At 64.4% G+C, this 23,760-nt stretch carries 21 protein-coding genes; 11 read left to right on the plus strand and 10 right to left on the minus strand.

Going from position 1 to position 23,760, the window contains the following annotated elements; all coding sequences use genetic code 11:
• Positions 1-5 precede the first annotated feature (5 nt).
• The 3 genes from glmS to M3A49_RS37880 all read left to right on the plus strand — a co-directional run bounded on the left by glmS (position 6) and on the right by M3A49_RS37880 (position 3,143).
• Positions 6-1,832: a glutamine--fructose-6-phosphate transaminase (isomerizing) gene (gene glmS, locus M3A49_RS37870; RefSeq protein ID WP_266233392.1), complete on the plus strand. Its 1,827-nt coding sequence runs from the start codon at positions 6-8 to the stop codon at positions 1,830-1,832.
• A gap of 269 nt (positions 1,833-2,101) precedes the next feature.
• A complete protein-coding gene (locus tag M3A49_RS37875) occupies positions 2,102-2,869 on the plus strand; it encodes an SIR2 family NAD-dependent protein deacylase (protein WP_266233393.1) in 768 nt (255 codons plus the stop codon).
• A 118-nt stretch (positions 2,870-2,987) separates the two neighbouring features.
• Positions 2,988-3,143, plus strand: a complete 156-nt coding sequence (locus tag M3A49_RS37880; RefSeq protein WP_266233394.1) for a hypothetical protein — start codon at positions 2,988-2,990, stop codon at positions 3,141-3,143.
• 443 nt (positions 3,144-3,586) lie between these two features.
• On the opposite strand, the gene M3A49_RS37885 is transcribed toward M3A49_RS37880, so the two are convergent.
• A complete protein-coding gene (locus M3A49_RS37885; RefSeq protein ID WP_266233395.1) occupies positions 3,587-4,552 on the minus strand; it encodes a DMT family transporter in 966 nt (321 codons plus the stop codon).
• A gap of 424 nt (positions 4,553-4,976) precedes the next feature.
• Between M3A49_RS37885 and M3A49_RS37890 the strand changes: the two genes are divergently transcribed.
• Positions 4,977-5,198, plus strand: coding sequence for a hypothetical protein (locus M3A49_RS37890; protein ID WP_028203426.1), 222 nt, complete (start codon positions 4,977-4,979; stop codon positions 5,196-5,198).
• Between the two features lie 77 nt (positions 5,199-5,275).
• Here M3A49_RS37890 and M3A49_RS37895 read toward each other — a convergent pair whose 3' ends face one another.
• Together M3A49_RS37895 and M3A49_RS37900 are read right to left on the minus strand one after the other, a co-directional pair.
• On the minus strand, positions 5,276-5,560 hold the full coding sequence (locus M3A49_RS37895) for a hypothetical protein (protein ID WP_266233396.1): 285 nt from the start codon (positions 5,558-5,560) through the stop codon (positions 5,276-5,278).
• Between the two features lie 117 nt (positions 5,561-5,677).
• Entirely contained in the window at positions 5,678-6,496 is an 819-nt protein-coding gene (locus M3A49_RS37900) for a Mut7-C RNAse domain-containing protein (protein WP_266233397.1), read from the minus strand.
• Between the two features lie 139 nt (positions 6,497-6,635).
• On the opposite strand from M3A49_RS37900, the gene M3A49_RS37905 reads away from it, so the two are divergent.
• Together M3A49_RS37905 and M3A49_RS37910 are read left to right on the plus strand one after the other, a co-directional pair.
• Entirely contained in the window at positions 6,636-7,508 is an 873-nt protein-coding gene (locus tag M3A49_RS37905; protein ID WP_266233398.1) for an NAD(P)-dependent oxidoreductase, read from the plus strand.
• Positions 7,509-7,761: 253 nt separating this feature from the next.
• A complete protein-coding gene (locus M3A49_RS37910; RefSeq protein WP_254356901.1) occupies positions 7,762-8,127 on the plus strand; it encodes a response regulator in 366 nt (121 codons plus the stop codon).
• 240 nt (positions 8,128-8,367) lie between these two features.
• Here the strand turns inward: M3A49_RS37910 and argC are convergent, their stop codons facing one another.
• Together argC and M3A49_RS37920 are read right to left on the minus strand one after the other, a co-directional pair.
• Positions 8,368-9,315, minus strand: coding sequence for an N-acetyl-gamma-glutamyl-phosphate reductase (argC, locus tag M3A49_RS37915; RefSeq protein ID WP_266233399.1), 948 nt, complete (start codon positions 9,313-9,315; stop codon positions 8,368-8,370).
• A gap of 157 nt (positions 9,316-9,472) precedes the next feature.
• Positions 9,473-10,063, minus strand: a complete 591-nt coding sequence (locus tag M3A49_RS37920; RefSeq protein WP_416339093.1) for a YbhB/YbcL family Raf kinase inhibitor-like protein — start codon at positions 10,061-10,063, stop codon at positions 9,473-9,475.
• Between the two features lie 267 nt (positions 10,064-10,330).
• On the opposite strand from M3A49_RS37920, the gene M3A49_RS37925 reads away from it, so the two are divergent.
• Positions 10,331-11,038, plus strand: a complete 708-nt coding sequence (locus tag M3A49_RS37925) for a response regulator (protein WP_266233417.1) — start codon at positions 10,331-10,333, stop codon at positions 11,036-11,038.
• A gap of 130 nt (positions 11,039-11,168) precedes the next feature.
• On the opposite strand, the gene M3A49_RS37930 is transcribed toward M3A49_RS37925, so the two are convergent.
• Positions 11,169-11,855, minus strand: coding sequence for an orotate phosphoribosyltransferase (locus tag M3A49_RS37930; protein WP_028203433.1), 687 nt, complete (start codon positions 11,853-11,855; stop codon positions 11,169-11,171).
• A gap of 379 nt (positions 11,856-12,234) precedes the next feature.
• Between M3A49_RS37930 and M3A49_RS37935 the strand changes: the two genes are divergently transcribed.
• Both M3A49_RS37935 and M3A49_RS37940 read left to right on the plus strand, forming a co-directional pair.
• On the plus strand, positions 12,235-13,476 hold the full coding sequence (locus tag M3A49_RS37935) for an MFS transporter (RefSeq protein WP_266233400.1): 1,242 nt from the start codon (positions 12,235-12,237) through the stop codon (positions 13,474-13,476).
• Between the two features lie 214 nt (positions 13,477-13,690).
• The gene (locus M3A49_RS37940; RefSeq protein ID WP_266233401.1) at positions 13,691-15,976 is read left to right on the plus strand and encodes an NADP-dependent malic enzyme; all 2,286 of its coding nucleotides are present in this window, start codon (positions 13,691-13,693) and stop codon (positions 15,974-15,976) included.
• An 89-nt stretch (positions 15,977-16,065) separates the two neighbouring features.
• Here M3A49_RS37940 and M3A49_RS37945 read toward each other — a convergent pair whose 3' ends face one another.
• The gene (locus M3A49_RS37945) at positions 16,066-19,668 is read right to left on the minus strand and encodes an indolepyruvate ferredoxin oxidoreductase family protein (protein ID WP_266233402.1); all 3,603 of its coding nucleotides are present in this window, start codon (positions 19,666-19,668) and stop codon (positions 16,066-16,068) included.
• Between the two features lie 405 nt (positions 19,669-20,073).
• Here M3A49_RS37945 and M3A49_RS37950 point away from each other — a divergent pair, with 405 nt between their 5' ends.
• Positions 20,074-20,262 carry a hypothetical protein gene (locus tag M3A49_RS37950; protein WP_266233403.1) on the plus strand — a complete coding sequence of 63 codons (189 nt, stop codon included), beginning with the start codon at positions 20,074-20,076 and terminating at the stop codon, positions 20,260-20,262.
• A gap of 145 nt (positions 20,263-20,407) precedes the next feature.
• On the opposite strand, the gene hppD is transcribed toward M3A49_RS37950, so the two are convergent.
• A complete protein-coding gene (gene hppD, locus M3A49_RS37955; protein ID WP_266233404.1) occupies positions 20,408-21,505 on the minus strand; it encodes a 4-hydroxyphenylpyruvate dioxygenase in 1,098 nt (365 codons plus the stop codon).
• A 140-nt stretch (positions 21,506-21,645) separates the two neighbouring features.
• Here hppD and M3A49_RS37960 point away from each other — a divergent pair, with 140 nt between their 5' ends.
• Complete coding sequence (locus M3A49_RS37960; RefSeq protein WP_028203439.1) at positions 21,646-22,140, plus strand: Lrp/AsnC family transcriptional regulator; 495 nt, start codon at positions 21,646-21,648, stop codon at positions 22,138-22,140.
• A gap of 82 nt (positions 22,141-22,222) precedes the next feature.
• On the opposite strand, the gene M3A49_RS37965 is transcribed toward M3A49_RS37960, so the two are convergent.
• The gene (locus M3A49_RS37965; RefSeq protein WP_266233406.1) at positions 22,223-22,888 is read right to left on the minus strand and encodes a GNAT family N-acetyltransferase; all 666 of its coding nucleotides are present in this window, start codon (positions 22,886-22,888) and stop codon (positions 22,223-22,225) included.
• Between the two features lie 264 nt (positions 22,889-23,152).
• Positions 23,153-23,755, minus strand: a complete 603-nt coding sequence (locus M3A49_RS37970) for a TetR/AcrR family transcriptional regulator (RefSeq protein WP_266233407.1) — start codon at positions 23,753-23,755, stop codon at positions 23,153-23,155.
• Positions 23,756-23,760 lie beyond the last annotated feature (5 nt).

Consider the following 23,760-nt stretch of genomic DNA (forward strand, 5'->3'; position numbering starts at 1 on the left):
AATCCATGTGCGGCATCGTCGGCGCGGTAGCGCTTCGTAACATCGTTCCCGTCCTGATCGAAGGACTGCGGCGGCTCGAATATCGCGGCTACGACTCGTGCGGCGTGGCCGTCGTGACGGCCGACGGCCCGCAGCGCGTGCGCAGCGTCGCGCGCGTGGCCGAGCTCGACGAGCAGGTGCGCGAGGCGCACTTCGAAGGCGTGACCGGTATCGCGCACACGCGCTGGGCCACGCACGGCGCGCCCACGTTGAACAACGCGCACCCGATCTTCTCGCGCGACACGCTCGCGATCGTGCACAACGGCATCATCGAGAACTATGAGTCGCTGCGCGACATGCTGCGCGCGAAGGGCTACGAGTTCGTCTCGCAGACCGACACCGAAGTCATCGCCCATCTGATCCACAGCCTGTATCAAGGCGACCTGTTCGCCGCCGTGCGCGCGGCCGTGCAGCAACTCGCGGGCGCGTATGCGATCGGCGTGGTGCACAAGAGCCAGCCGCATACGGTGGTCGGCGCGCGCGCCGGTTCGCCGCTCGTGGTGGGCTATGGCAAGGGTGAGAACTTCATTGCGTCGGACGGGCTCGCCATCGCCGGCAGCGCCGGGCACATCAGCTATCTGGAAGAGGGCGATGTGTGCGAGATCACGCTGGAAGGCGTGCGCATCGCCGATCGCGCCGGCAACCTCGTCACGCGCGAAGTGCGCGACGTGCAGGCCTATGGCGCCTACGGCGGCGCGGTCGATCTCGGCCCGTATCGCCACTACATGCAGAAGGAGATCTTCGAGCAGCCGCGCGCGATCTCCGACACGATTCCCGCCACCGACGCCTTCACGCCCGAACTCTTCGGCGCGAACGCGGGCGAGGTGTTCAAGGGCATCGACAGCATCCTGATTCTCGCGTGCGGCACGAGCTACTACGCAGGCCTCACGGCTAAGTACTGGCTCGAATCCGTGGCGAAGATCCGCACCGATGTCGAGATCGCGAGCGAATACCGCTATCGCGAGTCGGTGCCGAATCCGCGCGCGCTCGTCGTGACGATCTCGCAGTCGGGCGAAACCGCCGACACGCTCGCCGCGCTCAAGCATGCGCAGTCGCTCGGCATGGCGCACACGCTCGCGGTGTGCAACGTGGCGACGAGCGCGATGGTGCGGCTCACCGCACTCAAGTTCCTCACGCACGCAGGGCGCGAGATCGGCGTGGCGTCGACGAAGGCGTTCACCACGCAGCTCGTCGGCCTCTTCATTCTCGCCGTCACGCTCGGCAAGCTGCGCGGCCATGTGAGTGCCGAACAGGAAACCGCGCACCTGAAACTGCTGCGCCACCTGCCGGCCGCGCTCAACGGCGTGCTCGCGCTGGAGCCGCAGATCATCGCGTGGTCCGAAGAATTCGCGCGCAAGGAAAACGCCTTGTTCCTCGGGCGCGGGCTGCATTACCCGATCGCGCTCGAAGGCGCGCTCAAGCTCAAGGAAATCTCGTACATCCACGCCGAGGCGTATCCGGCCGGCGAACTCAAGCACGGGCCGCTCGCGCTCGTGACCGAGGCGATGCCCGTGGTGACGGTGGCGCCCAACGACGCGCTGCTCGAGAAGCTCAAGTCGAACATGCAGGAAGTGCGCGCGCGCGGCGGCCAGCTGTACGTATTCGCCGATGCCGATACGCACATCACGAGCGAAGACGGCATCCACGTGATCCGCATGCCGGAACACTACGGGCTGCTTTCGCCGATCCTGCACGTCGTGCCGCTGCAACTGCTCGCGTATCACACGGCGTGCGTGCGCGGCACCGATGTGGACAAGCCGCGCAATCTCGCGAAGTCGGTGACGGTGGAGTGAAGTTGTTCGCGCGCTGATCGCGCCGGTTGAAAAAGGGGATGCCATTGTGGCATCCCCTTTTTGTTGGGTCGATCGCAGCAGAAGGCGTTCAGAGGCCGCTCAGGCGGCTGCCGCGGTTCGGTGCGTGGGCTGGGGTGGCCACAAGCGTTGCGCCGCCTCTGAGGGCGCGCAACGCGCTCGTCGGGACCCTGTGCCTGTTGGCCATGGCGAACCTCTGCCGAAACGCCGCTGGACGGTCATAATGTCGCCGTTCGATCAAGGAGGCGAAAGTGGCAAACGTGGCGCAATCCCGGCAACCGGGGCAGTCCGGCAGACTCCCCCGCCTGTTCGTGTTTTCCGGCGCAGGGCTGTCTGCGGAAAGCGGCATTTCGACGTTCCGCACCGGCGACGGCATCTGGTCCCATGCGAGCATCGACGAGGTCTGCAATTACCTCACGTGGCGCCGCAACCGGCCCGCGGTGTTCCGTTTCTACAACCAGCGCATCGCCGAATGCGCCGACGCCCGCCCGAACGCCGCCCACGAACGGCTCGCAGAGTGGCAGGACGCCTGGGGCACGGAGCGCGTGCATCTCGTCACGCAGAACATCGACGACATGCTCGAGCAGGCCGGCGCGCGCCAGGTGACGCATCTGCACGGCGACATGATTTCGCTGCTGTGCACCGACTGCGACTACCGGTTTCCCGTGTCCAGCCGCGCGCTCGATCCGCAAGCCGCCTGTCCGTCGTGCGGGCAGGTGGACGGTGTGAAGCCCGGCGTGGTGTTCTTCAACGAGGCCGCGCCCGAGTACGAGACGCTCTGGCGCATTCAGAGCGACATGACGCCTGACGATCTCTTCATCGCCGTGGGGACGGCCTTCGAGGTGATCCCGCCCGAGCGGCTTCTGCCGCCCGCGCGTTGCGGGCATCACGCGCGCAATTTCCTCGTCGATCCGGCGCCGCGGCGCACGGAATGCTTCGGCGTCGTCGAGGCCAAGCCCGCGACCATCGGTCTGCTCGATCTCGAGCCGACGATCGAGCGGATGATGGCGGGCGACTAGCCCCCACGGTGTCCTCACTCGATGCATTCGGCAAGGGCGTGCCTCCTCGGGAGGGCCGCCCTTGTTCATTGCGCATGCGTGCGACACTGGCTTTTTTCCTGATTCATTCGTTGCCGTCATGAACATCGCGAAGCAGATCGTCGGTTATCTGAAGTCGCGCTCGCTCGTGCTCGTGAGCGTCGAGACCGGCACGGCAGGTGCGATGCTGGCCGATCAGCGCACAGCGTTGCTCGGCGTGCCGCGATTCGTCTACGGTGTTCTCACGCGCGATTAAACACAGCATGGAATGACTTTGCGCGAATGCGCAGCACGCGAGCGCAGCGAGCGGTGCGTGTTTCCCCATTGTCTTTTCAGTATTTATATTTATAAGTAGTAACAGTTAACAAGTCCCGGCATTAACTGTGGACAACACGAAAATTGCCTGCTGGCTCATACCGATGCAAAACGGATAGCCATGCGGACAAAGCTTGTACGCCTTGCGAGCTATTGGGATAACTTTTCAGGCCGCAACGCCAGGTGTGTGGTTATCAAGAAGTGGTCCACAGGTCGTTCGCCAGGTCATCCCCAGGTTGTCCAGAGGTCGGCGTGGATAACCTGGTTCGGCGCGGCGCAATCACGCGTTATCCACACGAAAAAAAATGGCGCCGCTCGAGAGCGACGCCATTTGTCGAAACAGTGCGGAGCGCGATGTCAACGCCAGAAAATCATGGCGCGCTTTTACACCGTTTCGGCAGATTGCGCGGCGGTGCGTTGCTTCGCATGCATGCGCGCTTGCCAGGCCGGCAACAGTTGGCAGGCGAGCAGGCCGGCGAGCATGAGCGCGCAGCCGGCGAGTGCGCGCGACGTGAGCGTTTCGCCGAGTGCGGCCCAGCCCGCGAGCGCGGCAAACACGCCTTCCATACTGAAGATCACGGCGGCGTGCGCAGGCGCGGCATCGCGCTGCGCGACGACCTGCAGCGTATAACCGATGCCTACCGAAAGCGCGCCGCCGTAGAGGATGGTGGGCGCGGCGCGCACGATGTCGGCCGCGCGCAGCGGTTCGCACGCGAGCCCGATCGCGAGGCATACCACGCCGCAGGCGACGAACTGCACGATCGAAAGCGCGAGCGGGTCGTGACGCGGCGCGTAGTGGCCCACGAGCATCACCTGGATCGAGATCACGAGCGCGCAGCCGAGCTGGTACCAGTCGCCGTACATCACCGAGAAGTGCTCGTTGATGCTGAGGAAGTAGAGCCCAGCCGCAGCGAGCGCGGCGCCGACCCATGTGCCGATGCCCGTGCGATGGCGCAGCAGCACGCCGAGCATCGGCACGATCACGACATAGAGCGAACTGATGAAGCCGGCGTTGGCGATCTTCGTGTAGCCGAGCCCGATCTGCTGAAGCGAGATGGCGACGGCCAGCACGACGCCGAGCACGGTGCCCGAGCGCAGCAGCGCGCCATTGAACAGCGCCGGGGCCGCCGCGTTGCCGCTGTCGGCGGCGGCGCGCCGGCTGGCGCGGCGGCGTGCAAGCAGAAAGACCGAGACGACACCGGCGCCCAGCAGGAAGCGCAGGCCGGTGAACAGGAACGGGCCGATGGCGTCGAGGCTCAGGCGCTGGGCGACGAACGCCGAGCCCCAGATGAGGGCGGCGGTCAGCATCAGCAGATTGGCGCGCAGGTGGCGGCGGGAGGCGGATTGCAAGCGGAGATCTCTTTTCGCGGGGAACGGGCGCGACAGCGTTTTCGACGGTTGGCGCGCGCGGCGCGCGATGTACCGCCTGGTGTCCTGTTGCGCAAGGGGCGGTTGCCCCTTTTTTCGCGATTGCATCTGAATTGGGTGTCAATCTGGCCCGAATTCGCTCGAGGCAGGCCAATTCAGCGTATTACGTGAAAAAACAACGAACTTCCGGAAAACGAACGCGTAAATGCCGATCGTATCCGAATTGAAAGGGAATTGTCTCCCGGAAAATACACCCGGGCATTAGCGGATGACAAACGCCCTACGCTGCGTAATACTGCTTCGCGCGAAACGCCCGCCCAGATCGGCAAGCGGATCGTTTCGCGGTTTCACGCTGTTCTAATTCACAACGTGCCGGTCATTATTTGTCAGGTTTGGGGAACAACAGATGAAAAAGATTCTCGCCTCGCTCATCGCAGCATCGTTCGCACTGGTTACGGCTTCGGCATTCGCACAAGACGCTTCGGCTCCCGCTGCAACCGCACCGGCAGCCAGCGCGCCGGCAAAGGCCAAGAAGCAACATAAGCAACTCAAGCACCACGGCAAGCGCGCCGCTGTGTCGGAAGGCGCATCGGCCGCCGGTACGGCAGACAAGGGCCAGGCAAACTAAAACGCCCTTCAGCCCATAAAAAAAGCCAGAGCAACTGCTCTGGCTTTTTTTTTTGCGCGCGCGCCGCGGGTAAGCGCTCAGGACGCGTCGCGTGCGAGCCCGGCTTCCAGCAATTCCGAGAGCAGGCCGTTCACGCCGCCCGGGTGACTCTCGCCGCGAGCCTTCAACTTCTCGACGAGATCGGCGTTGAGCTTGCACGCGAACGGCACGAGCCCTTGCGCCTGATCCAGCTTGCGCTGTTCGCGGCGGTCCAGCGGCGGTTGCGCCGAACCCTTGCCGAAACGGTCGGGCCCGCTCTTGTGCGTCGCTTGCATCAGTTTCAGCGCCTTGTTCTTCTCAAGGTCGGTTTTCTTCATGGTCATATGTCTTGCTCCGGTGTTGGGCGGTGGCGCGCATTGTACGCAAACGCCCGCGTGCGTCCATCGCGGCGACTTGCCTCTTGAGCGCCATTGAGCCGCATCGAGTACCCGTGAATACCACTACGCTACGCCGCCGCGGTCCGGCCCCTCATGGCCGTTGTGGTGCTCGTGCCGGTTGTGTGCCGCGTGCGCTTCGTCCGTGGGGCGCGTGAGGCCGTCGATCAGCGTGCGCATACGCTGCCAGTGCGAGCCTTCCCAGAACACCCGCTGGCAGACGTCGCAGGTCACGAAGCGCGTCTGCCGGTCGTAGACGCCGGCGGGCACGCGCTCGCGCACCGCGGCGCGCTCGATCGGCCGCAGCGGCGCGTTGCACATGAGGCAGAGCCGGAACGGCCGCGCACTCGCCGCGAGGTCGAGCCGCTCGAAAATCTCGTGGACCTGGGCGCGCGGCTTGAGCGCGCGCACGTAGCAGCCGTGCGTGATGCTGCGCCGCTTGAGCAGTTCGCGGTCGCGCGTGAGGACGATGCGGTGCTCGGCGGCGGCGAGCGCCTCGATCTCGTCGTCGGGGAAGTGGTTGTCGTAGAGCGTATCGAAACCGGCCAGCCGCAGGAGTTGCGCGAGGCCGCCCAGATGCGCGTCGGCGACGAAGCGCAGTTCGCGCAGCGGCGCGTCGCGCACGCGCAGCAGCGGCCGGATGTCGAGCGCCTCGAACTTCGGGTAGACGGCCACGCGGTCGCCGTCCGCGAGCGGATGGTCGAAACCCACCGATTCGCCATTCACGAGGATCAGCTCGACTTCCGTGTGCGGCACGCCGAGCGCTTCGATCATGTGTTTCGCCGTGGCGTTGCGCGCGCAGGCGCAACTGAACGCACGCCGGCGCAGCGGCCGCGCAAGAAAGTCGTTCAGCTCCTCGTAAAAACGGAAGGTGGCGGTGACCATGCAAAGCAGTATCGCACCGCCTGCCGGAGTGCGCGCGGGCGTTCGCGCGGCGTGAGAGCCGGCCTGCAGCGCGGCCCGTCTTGTGCTGTACTGCACCTTTGCCGTGGGTTTCCCCTCGTTTTTCATGGAAGGAGCAGCGATGGACATTGGATTTATCGGTCTTGGCGAAATGGGCGGCGCGATAGTCGGCAATCTGCTGAAGGCGGCCCACACGGTGCGCGTGTGGAACCGCACCGCCGCGAAGGCGCAGGCGCTTGCCGACGCGGGCGCGCGCATCGTCGGCACGCCGGGCGAGGCCTTCGCCGGCGACGCCGTGCTCTCGATGCTCGCCGACGACGCCGCGCTGCGCGAGGTCATCGACGCAACGCTGCTCGACCATGCGCCACAAGGCCTCGTGCACGTGAACATGGCGACCATTTCCGTCGCACTGGCCGAAGCGCTTGCGCAGGCCCATGCCGGGCGTGGCCTGCACTACGTGGCGGCGCCGGTGCTCGGGCGCCCGGACGCCGCGCAGGCGGCGAAACTCACGATCATGGCGGCAGGGGCTTCGGAGGCGATCGACCGCGTGCAGCCGCTGTTCGACGTGATCGGCCAGAAAACATGGCGCGTCGGCGCCGTGCCGCAGCAGGCGAACGTGATGAAACTCGCCGCGAACTTCATGCTGGCTGCGGCCGTCGAGTCGCTCGGCGAGGCGGCCGCGCTGCTCGACGGCTACGGCGTCGCGATGAGCGACTTCCTCGAGGTCGTGACGGGCGGCCCGTTTCCGGGTCCGGTGTATGCGGGCTACGGCGGCATGATCGCGCAGCGGCGCTACGAGCCGGCGCTCTTCAAGGCGCGCCTCGGTCTGAAGGACGTGCGGCTCGCGCTGGCCGCGGCGGACGCCGCCGCGACGCCGATGCCGCTCGCGAGCGTGCTGCGCGACAGCCTGCTCGAAGCGGTGGCGCACGGCGACGGCGAGTCCGATTTCGCCGTGCTCGGCAAGGTGGCCGCGCGGCGCGCGGGCCGCGGCTGAGTACTGGGGCGCAATGAGGCGCGGCGAACGTTCGGGGGTGTTTTGCGATCAAAATCTTCAGACGACCGCTCGGTGACGCACAAAGACCCGGGGGACGGCTGAGCACAATGTGACGCATCTCGATGGATGGCGGCCGGATTGGCGGCGCCGCCCGCGATGTGGGGACGGGGAACCGACGACGACGACAGGGCACGCACCGGATCCAACGGGAGATCCGGCTGCAAGGCCAATTTTCAGGGTAGGAGAACGGCGGATGGAGACGCGCATCCTGATCGCCGATAACGACGAGAAGTCGCTGGACGGGCTGAGTACCTTGCTGACCGATCTCGGCTACGGCGTATCTGTGGCCCGCACGCTCGACGAGGCACGCGATCTTGCCGCGCGCGGCGCGCCCGACGTGGCGATCGTGGCGCTTTCGCTCGCGCAGGACGAGCCCGGAACGATCGTGCGGCAATTGCGTGCGGTCGGCGGCGAGCGCGTGCCGCTCCTGATCGCGCTTGCCGGCTGGGGCGAATCGCGCCACCGCGGCGAGGCGCTTGCGGCGGGCTTCGACGTGCATCTCGTGCGGCCCGTGGGGCTCGATCAGCTGATGTTCATCCTATCGATGACAGGACAATGACGAGCATGTTGTTGTGGCGCAACATTCAGGGTGCGCACTACTTTACATGTTGCATTGCATCACGCTAGTCGATATACTGCTTCTTGTCTCCTCCATGTCTCCTCTGATATGGATTCAGCCCGCCAACTATTGGCGGGCTTTTTTTCGTCTGTATGTTTCGCATCGGCGCATGGCAAGGACGAAGGGCGTAAAAAAACCGGCTCAGCGAGCCGGTTTTTTTGTTTGCGATGCGAGTCCGCTTCAGGCATGCAGGCCGGTATTTTCAGCCGCGCCAATCGCGAGATTCATGCACTGGATCGCCGCGCCCGAGGCGCCCTTGCCCAGGTTGTCGAGGCGGGCAACGGTGACGAACTGCTCGTCGTTGCCGAACACGAACAGGTCGACACGGTTCGTGTCGTTGTTCGCCTGAACGTCGAACATGCCGGCGTCGAGGTTCTCATCGGCGTTGAACGGCGCCACGCGCACGAACGGCTCGCCCGCGTAGTACTCGGCGAAGAGCGCCTGCACGTCTTGCGGCTTGGCGCCGCGCGTGAGCTGCTTCGGCGAAAAATAGGTCGTGACCGCGAGGCCCTTGTAGAACGGCCCGACGATCGGCGTGAACACCGGCGCCGACTTCAGGCCGCCGTGCACCGCCATTTCCGGCAAATGCTTGTGCGTGAGGCCGAGCGCGTACGGACGCGGGCTCGCGAGCTTCGCGTTGCCGCCCGCTTCGTACTCCGCAATCATCTTCTTGCCGCCGCCGCTGTAGCCCGTGAGCGAGTAGCTGTGCGCGGCGAAATCCGGCGCAACGAGGCCAGCTTCGACGAGCGGACGCATGGCGAGAATGAACGCCGAAGCGTGACAGCCGGGCACCGCGATGCGCTTCGACTTGCGCACCTTGTCGCGTTGGGCTCTGGTCAGCTCGGGCAGGCCATAGGCCCAGTCGGCCTGGGTGCGGAACGCCGTGCTCGCGTCGATCAGCACGGTGCGATCGTTTTCGACGAGCGAGGCCGACTCGCGCGAGGCGACGTCGGGCAGGCACAGGAACGTCACGTCCGAAGCGTTGATGAGACGGCGGCGTTCCTCGACGTCCTTGCGCTTCGCATCGTCGATACGCAGGATCTCGACGTCGGTGCGCGGCGACAGGTATTCAAAAATCTTCAGGCCGGTCGTGCCTTCCTGTCCGTCGACAAAAACTTTCGTGCTCATCTCAGTCTCTCTGAACGCGGGGGATTGGGGCGCCATCACCCAGGGCGGTGCTGGAACGGTATTTTAAGACGTCATGTGGACGCGCGTGTGAACACGTCCGGAAAAAATCGGGGCTTACCCGTAAGGGCTCAGGCGCTCGCCGCACGACCGCCCCCGGTCAGCGGCCGTAGGTCACAGTGATCTGTGCGCTTCCGAGCGTCGAGCCGCTGATCTCGCGATCGAACAGCGCCGCAGGGCGGCCTTGCGCGAGCGGGAGCGTAGCGACGTTCAGCGCGTACACGGTGACGACGTAGCGATGGGGATTGCCCGGCGGCGGGCACGGTCCTCCATAGCCGTCGATGTTGAAGTCGTTGCGCGCCTCGATCGCGCCGAGCTTGCGCAGCGCGCCCGCGGCGCTGGCGTTCTCCGGCAGGCTCGTGACGCCTGCCGGAATATTCGCCACGGCCCAGTGCCACCAGCCGCGTCCTGGCGCGTCGCGATCGAAGATCGTAATGGCAAAACTGCGCGTGGCCGCCGGAGCATTGCGCCAGGTCAAACTGGGTGACTGGTTCGGCCCATTGCAGCCCGCATCGTTGAAGATCTGGCGCGGACCGACTTTTCCGCCATCGCTGAAATCGGCGCTCGATACCGTGAATTTTTCGCCTGCGCAGGCCAAGTCGGTTGTTGCCACAACACTCGCCATCGCCAAGGCCGCGCATAGGGATGCACGCCGCATGCAACGAGGCTGAAAGTCATAGGGAGTACGCATCAGCGAGTTCTCCTGCACGTTTGTGAAATTTGGGCCACGTTGTCCTGAAGGAAAGTTTTGAATTGTTCCCTGGTCCGGATTTGATCCAATATAGCGGTATAAGCGAGCGAGCTTTCGCCTGCGCGCGTACCAGGCGTGCAGAAGGATTCCGCTATAGTCGTATATTCTCCTGCTCGGGCAACTAGCGCCGTCGGAGGCCAGAAACAACAAGCGAAATGTGAACTGGCCGCGCGGGAGAATAAGCAGGTTTGCCTACACGGAGGGCTAATGCAGCAACCAATCAGGGTCGTAGTCGCCGACGATCATCCGGTGATCTTGTTTGGTGCGGAACATGCACTGCTCAACTTTCCCGGGATCCAGGTCGTTGGCCGCGCCCGCCAGTCCACCGAACTCGTCAAGGCGTTGCAAACAGGTCCCTGCGACGTGCTGGTGACTGACCTTGCCATGCCGGGCGGCCAGTACGGCGACGGTTTGCCGCTCATCGGCTACCTGAGGCGCAACTTCCCGAACGTTCCCATCGTTGTCCTCACCATGCTCGAAAATCCCGCGCTGCTCAAACGCCTCGGCGAACTCGGCGTGTTCGCGGTGGTGCACAAATCCGACGACCTGAGCCACATCGGCCTCGCGGTGCAGCATGTGAACCGCAATCTCGAATATATGAGCCCACAGGTGAAGATTGCGCTCGATCAATTGCGCATCAACAGCGGCGGGAAAACCGATGAAGTGATTCTCTCAAAGCGGGAACTCGAAGTCGTACGACTCTTTGTTTCGGGCATGACGATTAAAGAAATATCCGAGAAGCTGAACCGCAGTATTAAGACTATTAGTACTCAGAAGAACACGGCGATGCGCAAGCTCGGACTCGAGCGAGACTCCGAACTTTTCCAGTACGCGCAGAGCAATGGCTTGCTCAATCTCTCCTCGTATACGCCCGATGTGCCCGAAGCGGGCGGCGAGGCAGAAACGGCGCGTTGATCCTGCCGCTCGACACCCGGTCGACACCCGCTTTACGCCTATACACCGGCCAGAAAAAAAGGCCATCTGCCCTGGAGGCAGATGGCCTTTTTGCCATGCGCACGCGCACGCGCGCTTGCGGCTCGTGTGCTTACTGCGGTGCCGACGTCGCGCCGCCGTGCGCAGCCGACCACTCGGCCGGTGCGTGCAGGAATTTCTCGACTTCGTCGAGCGTCTTCGTTTCGAAGTAGCCCGATTCCTTGGCGACGCGCAGCACGTCCCACCACGTGGCGAGCGCGTGCAGGTCGACGTCGATGTCCTTCAGGACCGAGACGCTTTCCTTGAAGATGTTGTAGTGGAACAGCACGAAGCAGTGGTTCACCTGCGCGCCGGCCGTGCGCAGCGCGTTGATGAAGTTGATCTTGCTGCGGCTGTCGGTGGTCAGGTCTTCGACGAGCAGCACGCGCTGGCCTTCGGTGAGCAGGCCCTCGATCTGCGCGTTGCGGCCGAAACCCTTCGGCTTCTTGCGCACGTACTGCATGGGCACCATCAGGCGGTCGGAGAGCCATGCCGCGAACGGGATACCCGCGGTTTCGCCGCCGGCCACGGCGTCGATCTGCTCGTAGCCGACGTCGCGCAGGATCGTGGCTTCGGCCATTTCCATCAGGCCGCGGCGCACGCGCGGATACGAGATCAGCTTGCGGCAGTCGATATAGACCGGGCTCGCCCAGCCGGAAGTGAAGATGAAGGGCTTTTCGGCGTTGAAGTGCACGGCCTTCACTTCGAGCAGCATTTTCGCGGTTGCGTCCGAGATCGTCTGGCGATCGTAGCCTGTCATGGGCGAATCCTTGGATATGAGTGCGGGAGGAGGGTGGGCGCGGGGCCCGGTGGCGCTGGCACGGTGGCCCCGAAGCGTGGCTTCGGCGCCTGCGGTGCGCGGCCCGAAAGGCGTGGGTCGCCTGACCTTGCTCACTGCATGGGGTCAAGGCGACTCGCCCGGTCCGGACGGCTTCTCTTGCGCGCGTAGGCCGGTATTTTACCCGACTTGACGATCGCCGACGAGTCGCACGGGCAAGCGCCGGCAGCGATGTGGGGCGCGAACGCTGGCTGTGCTGTGCTTCGCGCGGCTGGCGTCGCGGTTGTGACGGCCCGGCCACGCCTTTACACTCACGCCGGTTTGCGCTCCCCGTGCGCGCACGTTCCTCAGGATTGCCGACATGACCGCCGTTTCTACTAACCCAGCCGCCGCCACGCGCGGCCACGCCCTGCGTGCGCTCGTCGCTTCGGTGCTCGGCTACGCCATGGACGGCTTCGATCTGCTGATGCTCGGCTTCATGCTGCCCGCGATCAGCGCCGATTTGCATCTCTCTGGCGCGCAGGCGGGTGCGCTTGTTACATGGACGCTCGTCGGTGCGGTGGCGGGCGGTATCGTGTTCGGGCTGTTGAGCGACCGCTACGGTCGCGTGCGCGTGCTCACGTGGACCATTCTGCTGTTCGCCGTCTTCACCGGCCTGTGCGCGCTGGCGCGCGGCTACGGCGACTTGCTCGTCTACCGTACGATCGCGGGCATCGGGCTGGGCGGCGAGTTCGGCATCGGCATGGCGCTCGTTGCCGAGGCGTGGCCGGCGCAGCTGCGCGCGCGGGCGTCGTCGTACGTCGGGCTCGGCTGGCAGCTGGGCGTGCTGGCCGCGGCGTTGCTCACGCCGCTGTTGCTCCCGCTGATCGGCTGGCGCGGCATGTTCGCCATTGGGCTGCTGCCGGCGGTCGTTTCGTTCGTGGTGCGGCGGCGCGTGGAGGAGCCCGAGCTTTTCGTCGCGCATGCGCGACGCACGGCCGCCGCCGCCAGGGCCGAGCGCCCCCGCGCCCTGCGCATGCTCGTGGCCGATGCGCGCACCGCGCGCGCGAGCCTCGGCGTGGCCGTGCTGTGCTCGGTGCAGAACTTCGGCTACTACGGGCTGGTGATCTGGTTGCCCGCGTACCTTTCGAAGTCCTTCGGCTATTCGCTCACGAAGTCGGGGCTGTGGACCGCCGCGACGGTTGCCGGCATGGCGCTCGGCATCTGGCTTTTCGGCATCGCGGCCGACCGGTTCGGCCGCCGGCCCACGTTCCTGTTCTATCAGGCGGGCGCCGTGGTCATGGTGTTCGTCTACGCGCAGCTTTCCACGCCGTTCGCGCTGTTGATCGGCGGTGCGGCGATGGGCGTGTTCGTCAACGGCATGATCGGCGGCTATGGCGCGCTCATCTCCGAGTTGTATCCCACCGCGGCGCGCGCCACCGCGCAGAACGTGCTGTTCAACATCGGCCGCGCCGTGGGCGGCTTCGGGCCGCTCGCCGTAGGCGCACTGGCCGCGCGCTATTCCTTCACGGCGGCGCTCGGCATGCTCGCCGCCATCTACGTGCTCGACATCTTCGCCACGCTCTTCCTGATTCCCGAGCGCCGCGGCGCGGCGCTCGAATAAGCAACTTGCATCGGTCAGACGAAAGCGCCGCCGCGCTATCCCGCACTATCGGCCGCGCGAATTCCCGGTATCAGTCTTTGACCCACGTGGACGCGAACGGCGCCAGGTGTACACTAATCGGCCCTGCTGGAACGCTCGTGCCGTGCGAACCGGCGGGCCTACGACCATAAAAGATTCTCTCTCTCACGTCTCTCACGTCCAGGCAGGCCTGAAAATGGATGAACAACTGAAGCAAAGCGCGCTCGCGTATCACCAGAATCCGAGGCCCGGCAAGATCTCGGTCACACCGACCAAACCGCTCTCGAACCAGCTCGATCTTTCGCTTGCCTATTCGCCCGGCGTTGCCGCTGCATGCATGGCGATTCACGAAGAGCCGCTCGATGCACAGAAGTACACCTCGCGCGCCAACCTCGTCGGCGTCGTGACGAACGGCACGGCCGTGCTCGGCCTCGGCAACATCGGCCCGCTCGCGGCCAAGCCGGTGATGGAAGGCAAGGGTTGTCTCTTCAAGAAGTTCGCCGGCATCGACGTGTTCGACATCGAACTCGACGAGCTGGACCCGGACAAGCTGGTCGACGCCATCGCCATGCTCGAGCCGACGCTCGGCGGCATCAACCTCGAAGACATCAAGGCGCCCGAGTGCTTCTACATCGAGCAGAAGCTGCGTGAGCGCATGAAGATCCCGGTCTTCCACGACGACCAGCACGGCACGGCCATTATCGCGTCGGCGGCGATCCTCAACGGCCTGAAGGTCGTTGGCAAGGATCTCGGCAGCGTGAAGCTCGTGTGCTCGGGCGCGGGCGCGGCGGCGATTGCGTGTCTGGACCTGCTCGTGAAGCTCGGTCTGAAGAAAGAGAACATCCTCGTCACCGACTCGAAGGGCGTGATCTACGAAGGCCGTGGCAATCTCGATCCGTCGAAGGCGCGTTACGCCGCCAACACCGAAGCGCGCACGCTCGGCGATGCGATCAAGGCCGCCGACGTGTTCCTCGGCTGCTCGAGCGCAGGCGTGCTCAAGCCCGAAATGGTCAAGGAGATGGGCGACAAGCCGCTGATCCTCGCGCTCGCCAACCCGGAGCCGGAAATCCGTCCGGAAGACGCGAAGAAGGTGCGTCCGGACGCAATCATCGCCACGGGCCGTTCGGACTATCCGAACCAGGTCAACAACGTGCTGTGCTTCCCGTTTATCTTCCGCGGCGCGCTGGACGTGGGCGCGACGACCATCACCGAAGAGATGAAGCTCGCGTGCGTGCGCGCGATCGCGGAACTCGCCGAGGAAACTGATCAGGGCGACGAAGTGGCGAAGGCCTATGAAGGCCACACGCTCGAATTCGGCCCGGAGTACCTGATTCCGAAGCCGTTCGATCCGCGCCTCATCATCAAGATCGCGCCGGCCGTGGCGCAGGCCGCGATGGATTCGGGCGTGGCCACGCGCCCGATCCAGGACATGGAAGCCTACCGCGAGCAGCTTGGCGCGACGGTCTACCGCTCGGGCATGGTGATGCGCCCGGTGTTCGCGGCGGCGAAGGCCAACTGCGCGCGCATCGTGTTCGCCGAGGGCGAAGACGAGCGCGTGCTGCGCGCCGCGCAGTTCGTGCTGACCGAGAAGATCGCCAGGCCGATCATCGTGGGCCGTCCGTCGGTCGTGGAAATGCGCCTGAAGAAGATGGGCTCGAAACTGCGTCCGGGCACCGACTTCGAGATCGTCGATCCCGAAGACGATCCGCGCTTCCAGAAGAGCTGGCAGGCGTACCACGAACTCGGCGCGCGTCAGGGCATCACGCCCGACGTGGCGAAGGCTTCGGTGCGCAAGTTCAACACGCTGATCGGCGCGATCCTCGTGCATCTGGGCGACGCCGACGGCATGATCTGCGGCCTGCTGAACAGCTTCGACTATCACCTCAAGTTCATCGACCAGGTGTTCGGCAAGGCGAAGGAAGCCGAGAACTACGCCGCGATGAACCTGCTGATGCTGCCGGGCCGCAACATCTTCATCAGCGACACCTACGTGAACGAAGTGCCGAGCGCCGAGCAGCTCGCCGACATGACGGTCCTCGCCGCGCGCGAAATCGAGAAGTTCGGCATCACGCCGAAGGTCGCGCTGCTGTCTTCGTCGAACTTCGGCAGCGTGCGTTCGTCGACGTCGCAGCGCATGCAGGCCGCGCGCGAGCTGATCGCCGAGCGCGATCCGCAGCTCGAAGTGGACGGCGAAATGCACGGCGACGCGGCGCTCTCCGAGCTGATCCGCAAGCAGTCGTTCCCGGGCACGACGCTCACGGGCGAAGCGAACCTGCTGATCATGCCGAACGTGGAGGCGGCCAACATCGCGTACAACCTGCTGAAGGTGATTGGCGGCGAAGGCGTGACGGTCGGCCCGTTCCTGCTGGGCGCGTCGAAGCCGGTTCACATCCTCACGCCGGCGGCCACCGTGCGACGCATCATCAACATGACGGCGGTGGCTTCGGCTAACGCGAACGTGGCGAAGGCGGCGGCAAGGTAAGCACGCTTTGGCTAATCGCCTGACGTGAAAAGGGCGCTCCGTGTTGCACGGAGCGCCCTTTGTTTTTCTCGCCTCAAATCAGGTGAGCGTCAAGCCGCGTGCCGCGCCGCGCTGTTTTCCGGCGAGCGCCACTTCGCGAGCAACGTGGCCCACTTCGCGCGCGTGGCCTTCAGGTTGTTCTCCTTGATGTGGCCGTAACCGCGAATCGCGTCGGGCAGGTTCGCGAGTTCCAGCGCGAGCGGCAGATTCGCCTCGCTCAAACCGCCGGTCACTTCGCGCATCAGCGTTTCGTACTCGCCGATCAATGCGCGTTCGTGACGGCGTTCCTCGGTGCGGCCGAACGGGTCGAGCGCCGAGCCGCGCAGGAACCTGAACTTCGCGAGCATGCGCATGGCCGTGAGCATGCGCGGGCCATACTGCTTCTTCACCAACTGGCCTTTGTCGTCATGCTTCGCGAACGAGGGCGGCGCGAGATGGAAGTTCACCTTCCAGTCGCCTTCGAAGCTCGCCTTGATCTTCTCGATGAACGCCGGGTCCGCGTAGAGGCGCGCGACCTCGTATTCGTCCTTGTACGCCATCAGCTTGTGCAGGTTCTTCGCCACGGCTTCGGTGAGCGGAGACTGGCCGTCGACGTGCTCGAGCTTTGCTTCGGCCTCGCGCACGCTTTCGACGAACGCGCGATAGCGCCGCGCGTATGCCGCGTTCTGATACGCGGCGAGAAACTGCGCGCGCTTTTCGATGAGCGTATCGAGCGCCCTGGGCGTATGCAGCGAGACGATCTTCGCGCCGGCAGAGTCTGCGTTCTGCTCGGGCATCGGCTTCTTCACGAGCTGATCCACGGCGGCGCGATCGTGCGCCACGCGGCGGCCCCATTCGAACGCCGCGAGATTCTTCTCGACCTGCACCGCGTTCAACTCGATCGCGCGCACGAGCGACTCGTGCGTGAGCGGCAGCCAGCCCTTTTGCCACGCGTAGCCGAGCACGAACGGGTTCGTGTAGATCGCGTCGCCGAGCAGCGCGAGCGCGTAGCGGTTCGCATCGACGGTCGCGACGTTGTCCGTGCCCGCTGCGGCGCGCACGTCAGCCTCGGTGTTGGAGCCCGGGAACTGCCACTGCGGATTCTTGATGAACTCGGCGGTCGGCGTGGGCGCGCTGTTGAGCACTACGTGCGACATGCCTTCCTGCATGCGCGAGATGCAGTCGTCGCCGGCCGTCACGATGGCGTCGCAGCCGATCACGAGGTTCGCCTCGCCCATGGCGATGCGCGTGGCGTGGATGTCGCCGGGACGGTTGGCGATCTGCACGTGGCTCATCACCGCGCCGCCTTTTTGCGCGAGACCGGTCACGTCGAGCACGGTCACGCCCTTGGCTTCCAGGTGCGCGGCCATGCCGAGCAGCGCGCCGATCGTCACCACGCCGGTGCCGCCCACGCCCGTCACGAGCACGCCGTAGGGCCGGCCGATGGCGGGCACGTCGGGCGTCGGGACGGCGGGCATCGCTTCGTTCGCGACGCTGCTCGCCTTCGGCTTGCGCAGCTGGCCGCCTTCCACCGTCACGAAGCTCGGGCAGAAGCCCTTCAGGCACGAGAAGTCCTTGTTGCAGGTGGACTGGTTGATCTGGCGCTTCGTGCCGTATTCCGTATCGAGCGGCTCGACGCTCAGGCAATTCGACTGCACCGAGCAATCGCCGCAGCCTTCGCACACAGCCTCGTTGATGACCACGCGCTTCGCCGGGTCCGGATACGTGCCGCGCTTGCGGCGGCGGCGCTTTTCGGTGGCGCAGGTCTGGTCGTAGATCAGGATCGTCGTGCCGGGAATCTCGCGCAGTTCGCGCTGGATCGCATCGAGCTGGTCGCGGTGGTGGATCGTCACGCCCGGCGCGAGCTTCGTGGCGGGTTCACCTTCGTACTTCCCGGGTTCGTCGGTGACGATTGCGATCTTCGCCGCGCCTTCGGCGGCGACCTGATGCGTGATCTGCGGCACGGTGAGCGTGCCGTCGACAGGCTGGCCGCCCGTCATCGCGACCGCATCGTTGTAGAGAATCTTGTAAGTGATGTTCGCCTTCGAGGCGATCGCCGCGCGGATGGCGAGCAGGCCCGAGTGGAAGTAGGTGCCGTCGCCGAGGTTGGCGAACACGTGCTTGTCGTTCGTGAACGGCGCCTGGCCGACCCACGCCACGCCTTCGCCGCCCATCTGGCTGAAGGTGCTCGTGTTGCGGTCCATCCACACGGTCATGTAGTGGCAGCCGATGCCGGCCATCGCGCGCGAGCCTTCGGGCACGTTCGTCGACGTGTTGTGCGGGCAGCCCGAGCAGAACCACGGCTTGCGCTCCGCCTGCACGCGCGGCTTCGCGAGCGCCTTTTCCTTGGCCTCGATCACGCTCATGCGCGCGGCGATACGCGCGCGCACGTCCGAGGGCAATTCGAACTTGTCGAGCCGCGTGGAGATGGCTCTCGCGATGATCGCGGGCGATAGCTCGTAGTGCGCGGGCAGGAGCCAGTTGCCCATCGGCACCGACCATTCGCCGCCCGCGCCATCCTTTTCGTCGAACTTGCCGTACACGCGCGGACGCTGGGCGTCGGGCCAGTTGTACAGCTCTTCCTTGATCGCGTATTCGAGAATCTGGCGCTTTTCCTCGACCACGAGAATCTCTTCGAGGCCGCGCGCGAAGGCGTGCGCGCCCTGCGCTTCGAGCGGCCACACGCAGCCGACCTTGTAGAGCCGGATACCGATGCGCGAGCAGGTTTCGTCGTCGAGGCCGAGGTCGGTGAGCGCCTGGCGCACATCCAGATATGCCTTGCCGCCCGTGATGATGCCAAAGCGCGCATGCGGCGAATCGATCTCGACACGGTCGAGCTTGTTGGCGCGCACGTAGGCGAGCCCCGCGTACCACTTGTAGTCGAGCAGACGCGCTTCCTGCACGAGCGGCGGATCGGGCCAGCGGATGTTCAGGCCACCCTCGGGCATCGCGAAGTCTTCGGGGAGGATGATGTTCGTGCGATGCGGGTCGAGCTCGACCGAAGCCGACGATTCCACCACGTCGGTCACGCATTTCATCGCGACCCAGAGGCCCGAGTAACGGCTCATCGCCCAGCCATGCAGGCCGAAGTCGAGATATTCCTGGACGTTCGAGGGGAACAGCACCGGTAGTCCGCAGGCCTTGAAGACGTGCTCCGACTGGTGCGCGAGCGTGGACGACTTGGCCGCATGGTCGTCGCCGGCGAGCACGAGCACGCCGCCGTGCGGCGACGAGCCGGCGGAATTACCGTGCTTGAACACGTCGCCACTGCGGTCGACGCCCGGTCCCTTGCCGTACCACATCGAAAACACGCCGTCGTATTTCGCGGACGGGTACAGGTTCACCTGCTGCGAACCCCAAACGGCGGTCGCGGCGAGGTCTTCGTTCACACCTGGCTGAAAAACGATCTGATGCGCGGCGAGATGCTGCTTCGCCTTCCAGAGGGACTGATCGAGACCGCCGAGCGGCGAGCCACGATAGCCTGAGATGAACCCCGCGGTATTGAGACCGGCGGCCTTGTCGCGTTCCTGCTGCAGCATCGGCAGGCGGACCAGCGCCTGGATGCCGCTCATGTACGCGCGGCCGCGTTCGAGGGTGTATTTATCGTCGAGCGTGACGGAAGCGAGTGCGGCTTCGAGCGAAGCGCGCTGACCTGCGTCTAGCGGGGCATTCATTATGTGTCTTCCTCCATCCAACCAATCCGTTGTGGGATCGCCAGAACTTCAGGGCCTCGGCATCTTGTGAATGCTTCGGCCGGGGTCGCCATATTGGCCTCTTTCTTTCGATAGTAGCACTCGGATAAACCCGTCGCTGCGAGGTTCGGGGCGCCGCGCCGCATTGCGCTGCATCTTTCGGGCCTGTGGCGCCGTGTCGCGCAAGCGGCCTGAAACCCCCGTGTAATAACGGATGTATCGAATTCTTCAGAGGAGTAACAACGTGTAAAACTTGCACTTCCTGGGAACCGGACTTGAATATCCTGTCTAACTCCCTCACCTGTGCGAACCGCGCAGCGTCCCTCGCAGTTAACGCTTATTAAAGGGGCACTACTGCAACAGGCAGTCTGAAAAAAGGAGTCCAGCATGAATAATCGACATATCCAGACCTTCCTGACGGTCTCGGCCGCGTTCTTTGCCATGAGCGCGCCGCTGCATTCGAACGCCAGCACGAAGAGCGGCGAGAATGCGACGACCCGATGCGCCCAGTACACGCTGAGCATGAAGGCTGACACGAACGCCATGCCGGTCGCGAAGGCCGAACGCAAATCCTGATGCCGCGCTGATCCGGGCAGCATTCCATTCACCCGAATCCGGCGCCGGGGTGTGCGGCGCCGGATTCAAAAGTCAAAAAGGGCGAAGATCGTGTGATCTTCGCCCTTTTTGTTTGACATTGGCCGAAATTATCGGCGCGGGTGCGTCATGCCTTGTCCTGCACTACGCCGCGGCGGATCTGGTCGAGCTCGATCGACTCGAACAGCGCCTTGAAGTTGCCCTCGCCGAAGCCCTGGTTGCCCTTGCGCTGGATGATCTCGAAGAAGATCGGGCCGATCTGGTTCTCCGTGAAGATCTGCAGCAGCAGGTCTTCGGGCATGCCGTCGATCAGGATCTTGCGCTTCTTCAGTTCTTCCAGCGGCTCGGTGTGGCCCGGAATGCGGCGGTTCACGAGCTCGTAGTACGTTTCGATCGTGTCGAGCAGCGCAATTTCCCTGGCGCGCAGGCCATCCACGGTGCGGTAAATGTCGTTCGTGCCGAGCGCGATGTGCTGGATGCCTTCGCCGTGATAGGCGTCGAGGTATTCCTGGATCTGGCCCGCCGTCTCGCCGCCTTCCTCGTTGATCGGGATGCGGATCTTGCCGCAGGGCGAGGTCATCGCCTTCGACTTCACGCCGGTGACCTTGCCTTCGATATCGAAGTAGCGGATTTCGCGGAAGTTGAAGAGGCGTTCGTAGAACTCGGCCCACTCGTTCATGCGCCCGCGGTGGACGTTGTGCGTGAGGTGGTCGATATAGGTGAGGCCGTGGCCGACCGGGTTCTGCTCGGCGCCCGCGATCGGCTCGAAGTCGACGTCATAGATGCTGATGTCGCCAATGCTGCCCGGCGCCGCGCCGTTCTTGCCGCGCCAGCGGTCGACGAAATAGATCAGCGAGTCGCCAATGCCCTTGATGGCCGGAATGTTCAGCTCCATCGGGCCGGTCTTGTTGTCGAAGCCCCACGCGCCGAGTTCGAGCGCGTGCTTGTAGGCCTTGGCGGCATCCTGCACACGGAAGGCGATCGCGCAGATCGACGGGCCGTGCAGGCGCGCAAAGCGCTGGGCGAACGAATCGGGTTCGCCGTTGACGATGAAGTTGATGTCGCCCTGACGGTAGAGCGTCACGTCCTTATGGCGATGGCGCGCGATGGCCGTGAAGCCCATGCGTTCGAACAGTTTGCCGAGCGCCTTGGGGTCCGGCGCGGTGTATTCGATGAATTCGAAGCCGTCGGTGCCGACGGGGTTCTCCCAGTGGGGGACCTGCATGGTTGTCTCCTGGCTGATGTAGATCAGATTTCGTGTTGGACAGTGTAGTCCGCTGGATTGGGAGAAAACTTGCGAGTTGGGTCGCGTTGCCGTCGATCTGCGCTATAAACTGCCTTGAATGAATGTTCGGAAGGCAGAAAATGGCAAGCATCGAATTGGACGCAATCGACAGGCGCATTCTGGCGATCCTTCAGGAGAATGGCCGGCTCTCGAACCAGGAGATCGCCGAGCGCGTGAACCTCTCGCCGAGCCCGTGTTTGCGGCGCATCCGGCGGCTGGAGGAAAGCGGCGTGATTCGCAGCTACGTGGCGCTGCTCGATGCGCAGAAGCTGGGGCTCGACCTGCTCGCCTACGTGAACGTGCGGCTGGAAAAGCGTGGGCCGACGGCGGCGGGGCGCGAAGGCGTGACGCACGCCGAGCTGTTTCGTGCGGCGGTGCAGACCTGGCCGGAGGTGGTGGCCTGCCACGCGATGACGGGCGACATGGATTTCCTGCTGCGCGTGCAGGTGGAGGATATGGCGCACTTCTCGCGCTTCGTGCAGGACCAGTTGCTGCACCATCCTTCGGTGATCGACGTGAAGTCCAGCTTTTCGCTCGACACGTTCAAGGAAACGACGGCTTTGCCGATCCGCTGACTGCGCGGTGCCGTGCAGCAGACGCAAAAAAAGCGGCCGAAGCCGCTCTTTCAGTGCATCAGTCTGTCCCGAAGGGCAGGAGTCACGCCGCGACAGCCTGCGGCAGGATCGATTCCATCAGCTTGCTGGCCTGGCGCGCCTGACGCTTGAGAGCGTAGTCGAACACGGCGGCTTGTTCCTGGAGCATTTCGGCGATGATGCTGCTTTGGTCGGCGGGCTCGAGCGAGAGGTAGGCGTCGGCTTCGCCGTAGGCGTACTCGATCTTCATGCCCGACTTCTTCGCGATGTGCATCATCGTCGAGTTGCGCGACAGGCAGTGCATGTAGAGCGTGGTGACGTGCGTGTTGCGGCTGCGGATGGCGGCGCGCTCGAACAGCTTCGAGCCGATGCCCTGGCCGCGCGCGCTTTCCAGCACGGACACGCCGAACTCGGCCGTGCGGCCGTTGCCGTCCGCCGGCAGGTAGGCCAGATGGCCGACGCCCACGAGTTGCAGCTGATGGTCGAACACGCCGAACACGGTGTCGCGCGTAAAGTCCATCGAGCGCACGTACTTTTCGATCACGTGGTCCGGCGCGGCCTGGCCGAAGCGCAGCAGGCGGTCATCGTTGTCGAGCGAGAGAAAGTGCGCGAGCAGGCGTTCGCGGTCTGCCGAGGTGAGCACTCGCACCATGACGGGCGCATGACCGGACGTCAGCGGACGAACGGACGATATGATCGGCACGTTGGCGTGGGTCGAAAGCGGGTTCATGGTGGGTTCTCCTTAAAATGCATGCCGCATGATGCAGCGCAAAACGCATTCTAGCGGAAACCCTGGGTGCACTCTAGGGAAAACCCGGAGTGCAAATTTGAGTGTTGCGCCTAATTAATAAAAATATGAGCGCAAGTGATTGATTATTAACATTTATTCTGATCGGGTCGTTTGACGTGTCAACTGTTGTCTCGACGCATCATGTCGCACTGCAGCAATATGGCCCGAATATTTCTACCACCCGCAGCACCGTCCAGGCAATCTTCAGGCGCCCTTCAGACCGTGATCGACCATGGCGATCACCTGTTCGGCGAAGTCGCGATAGCCCATGCGGCCACCGGGCTTGAGCCACGTAAACGTCCAGTTGATCATGCCGAACACCATCATCGTCAGCGCCGTCTGGTTTTCGCTCGTGACCTGGCCGGGGTACGCGCGCGCGAGCTGGCGCGTAAAGGCGGCGACCACGTCGCGCTGGCGGTTCAGGATGATCTCGCGCTGGGCGTCCACGAGGTATTTGACGTCGTTCAGGAGCGCCACGTGGCGGCTGTGCGAGGTTTCGTACTCGGCGAGAAACGCGCGAATCAGCTCCGCGAAGCACTCGCGCTCGTCGTGACCGCGCCGCTGGCTCGCGCCTTCCACCTCGGCGATGATCAGCATGAGCCGCTTGGTGTAGCGATCGAGCAGATCGAAGAGGATCGCTTCCTTGCTCTCGTAATAGTGATAGAGCCGCGCCTTCGAGGTGCCGCTGGCGGCCGCGAGATCCGACATCGAGGTGCTCGGGTAGCTCGTCTGCGCGAATTTGGCGGCGGCTAGTTCGAGGATCTGGTCGCGTTGGGTTTCGTGGTCGGGCGCTCGGGTGCGTGCCATAGGAA

This window comes from Paraburkholderia sp. CNPSo 3076 (assembly GCF_026343935.1).
In the GTDB taxonomy this organism is placed as follows: domain Bacteria; phylum Pseudomonadota; class Gammaproteobacteria; order Burkholderiales; family Burkholderiaceae; genus Paraburkholderia; species Paraburkholderia nodosa.

Excerpts from the sequence above, each read along its gene's own strand:
- M3A49_RS37880 (WP_266233394.1), top strand. The coding sequence starts at position 2,988 with ATGAACATCGCGAAGCAGATCGTCGGTTATCTGAAGTCGCGCTCGCTC.
- M3A49_RS37950 (WP_266233403.1), top strand. The coding sequence starts at position 20,074 with ATGAATAATCGACATATCCAGACCTTCCTGACGGTCTCGGCCGCGTTC.
- hppD (WP_266233404.1), bottom strand. The coding sequence starts at position 21,505 with ATGCAGGTCCCCCACTGGGAGAACCCCGTCGGCACCGACGGCTTCGAA.
- M3A49_RS37960 (WP_028203439.1), top strand. The coding sequence starts at position 21,646 with ATGGCAAGCATCGAATTGGACGCAATCGACAGGCGCATTCTGGCGATC.
- M3A49_RS37965 (WP_266233406.1), bottom strand. The coding sequence starts at position 22,888 with ATGAACCCGCTTTCGACCCACGCCAACGTGCCGATCATATCGTCCGTT.
- M3A49_RS37920 (WP_416339093.1), bottom strand. The coding sequence starts at position 10,063 with ATGCGTACTCCCTATGACTTTCAGCCTCGTTGCATGCGGCGTGCATCC.
- M3A49_RS37940 (WP_266233401.1), top strand. The coding sequence starts at position 13,691 with ATGGATGAACAACTGAAGCAAAGCGCGCTCGCGTATCACCAGAATCCG.
- M3A49_RS37945 (WP_266233402.1), bottom strand. The coding sequence starts at position 19,668 with ATGAATGCCCCGCTAGACGCAGGTCAGCGCGCTTCGCTCGAAGCCGCA.
- M3A49_RS37900 (WP_266233397.1), bottom strand. The coding sequence starts at position 6,496 with ATGGTCACCGCCACCTTCCGTTTTTACGAGGAGCTGAACGACTTTCTT.
- M3A49_RS37925 (WP_266233417.1), top strand. The coding sequence starts at position 10,331 with ATGCAGCAACCAATCAGGGTCGTAGTCGCCGACGATCATCCGGTGATC.
- M3A49_RS37935 (WP_266233400.1), top strand. The coding sequence starts at position 12,235 with ATGACCGCCGTTTCTACTAACCCAGCCGCCGCCACGCGCGGCCACGCC.
- M3A49_RS37895 (WP_266233396.1), bottom strand. The coding sequence starts at position 5,560 with ATGACCATGAAGAAAACCGACCTTGAGAAGAACAAGGCGCTGAAACTG.
- glmS (WP_266233392.1), top strand. The coding sequence starts at position 6 with ATGTGCGGCATCGTCGGCGCGGTAGCGCTTCGTAACATCGTTCCCGTC.
- M3A49_RS37905 (WP_266233398.1), top strand. The coding sequence starts at position 6,636 with ATGGACATTGGATTTATCGGTCTTGGCGAAATGGGCGGCGCGATAGTC.
- M3A49_RS37910 (WP_254356901.1), top strand. The coding sequence starts at position 7,762 with ATGGAGACGCGCATCCTGATCGCCGATAACGACGAGAAGTCGCTGGAC.
- M3A49_RS37970 (WP_266233407.1), bottom strand. The coding sequence starts at position 23,755 with ATGGCACGCACCCGAGCGCCCGACCACGAAACCCAACGCGACCAGATC.
- argC (WP_266233399.1), bottom strand. The coding sequence starts at position 9,315 with ATGAGCACGAAAGTTTTTGTCGACGGACAGGAAGGCACGACCGGCCTG.
- M3A49_RS37890 (WP_028203426.1), top strand. The coding sequence starts at position 4,977 with ATGAAAAAGATTCTCGCCTCGCTCATCGCAGCATCGTTCGCACTGGTT.
- M3A49_RS37930 (WP_028203433.1), bottom strand. The coding sequence starts at position 11,855 with ATGACAGGCTACGATCGCCAGACGATCTCGGACGCAACCGCGAAAATG.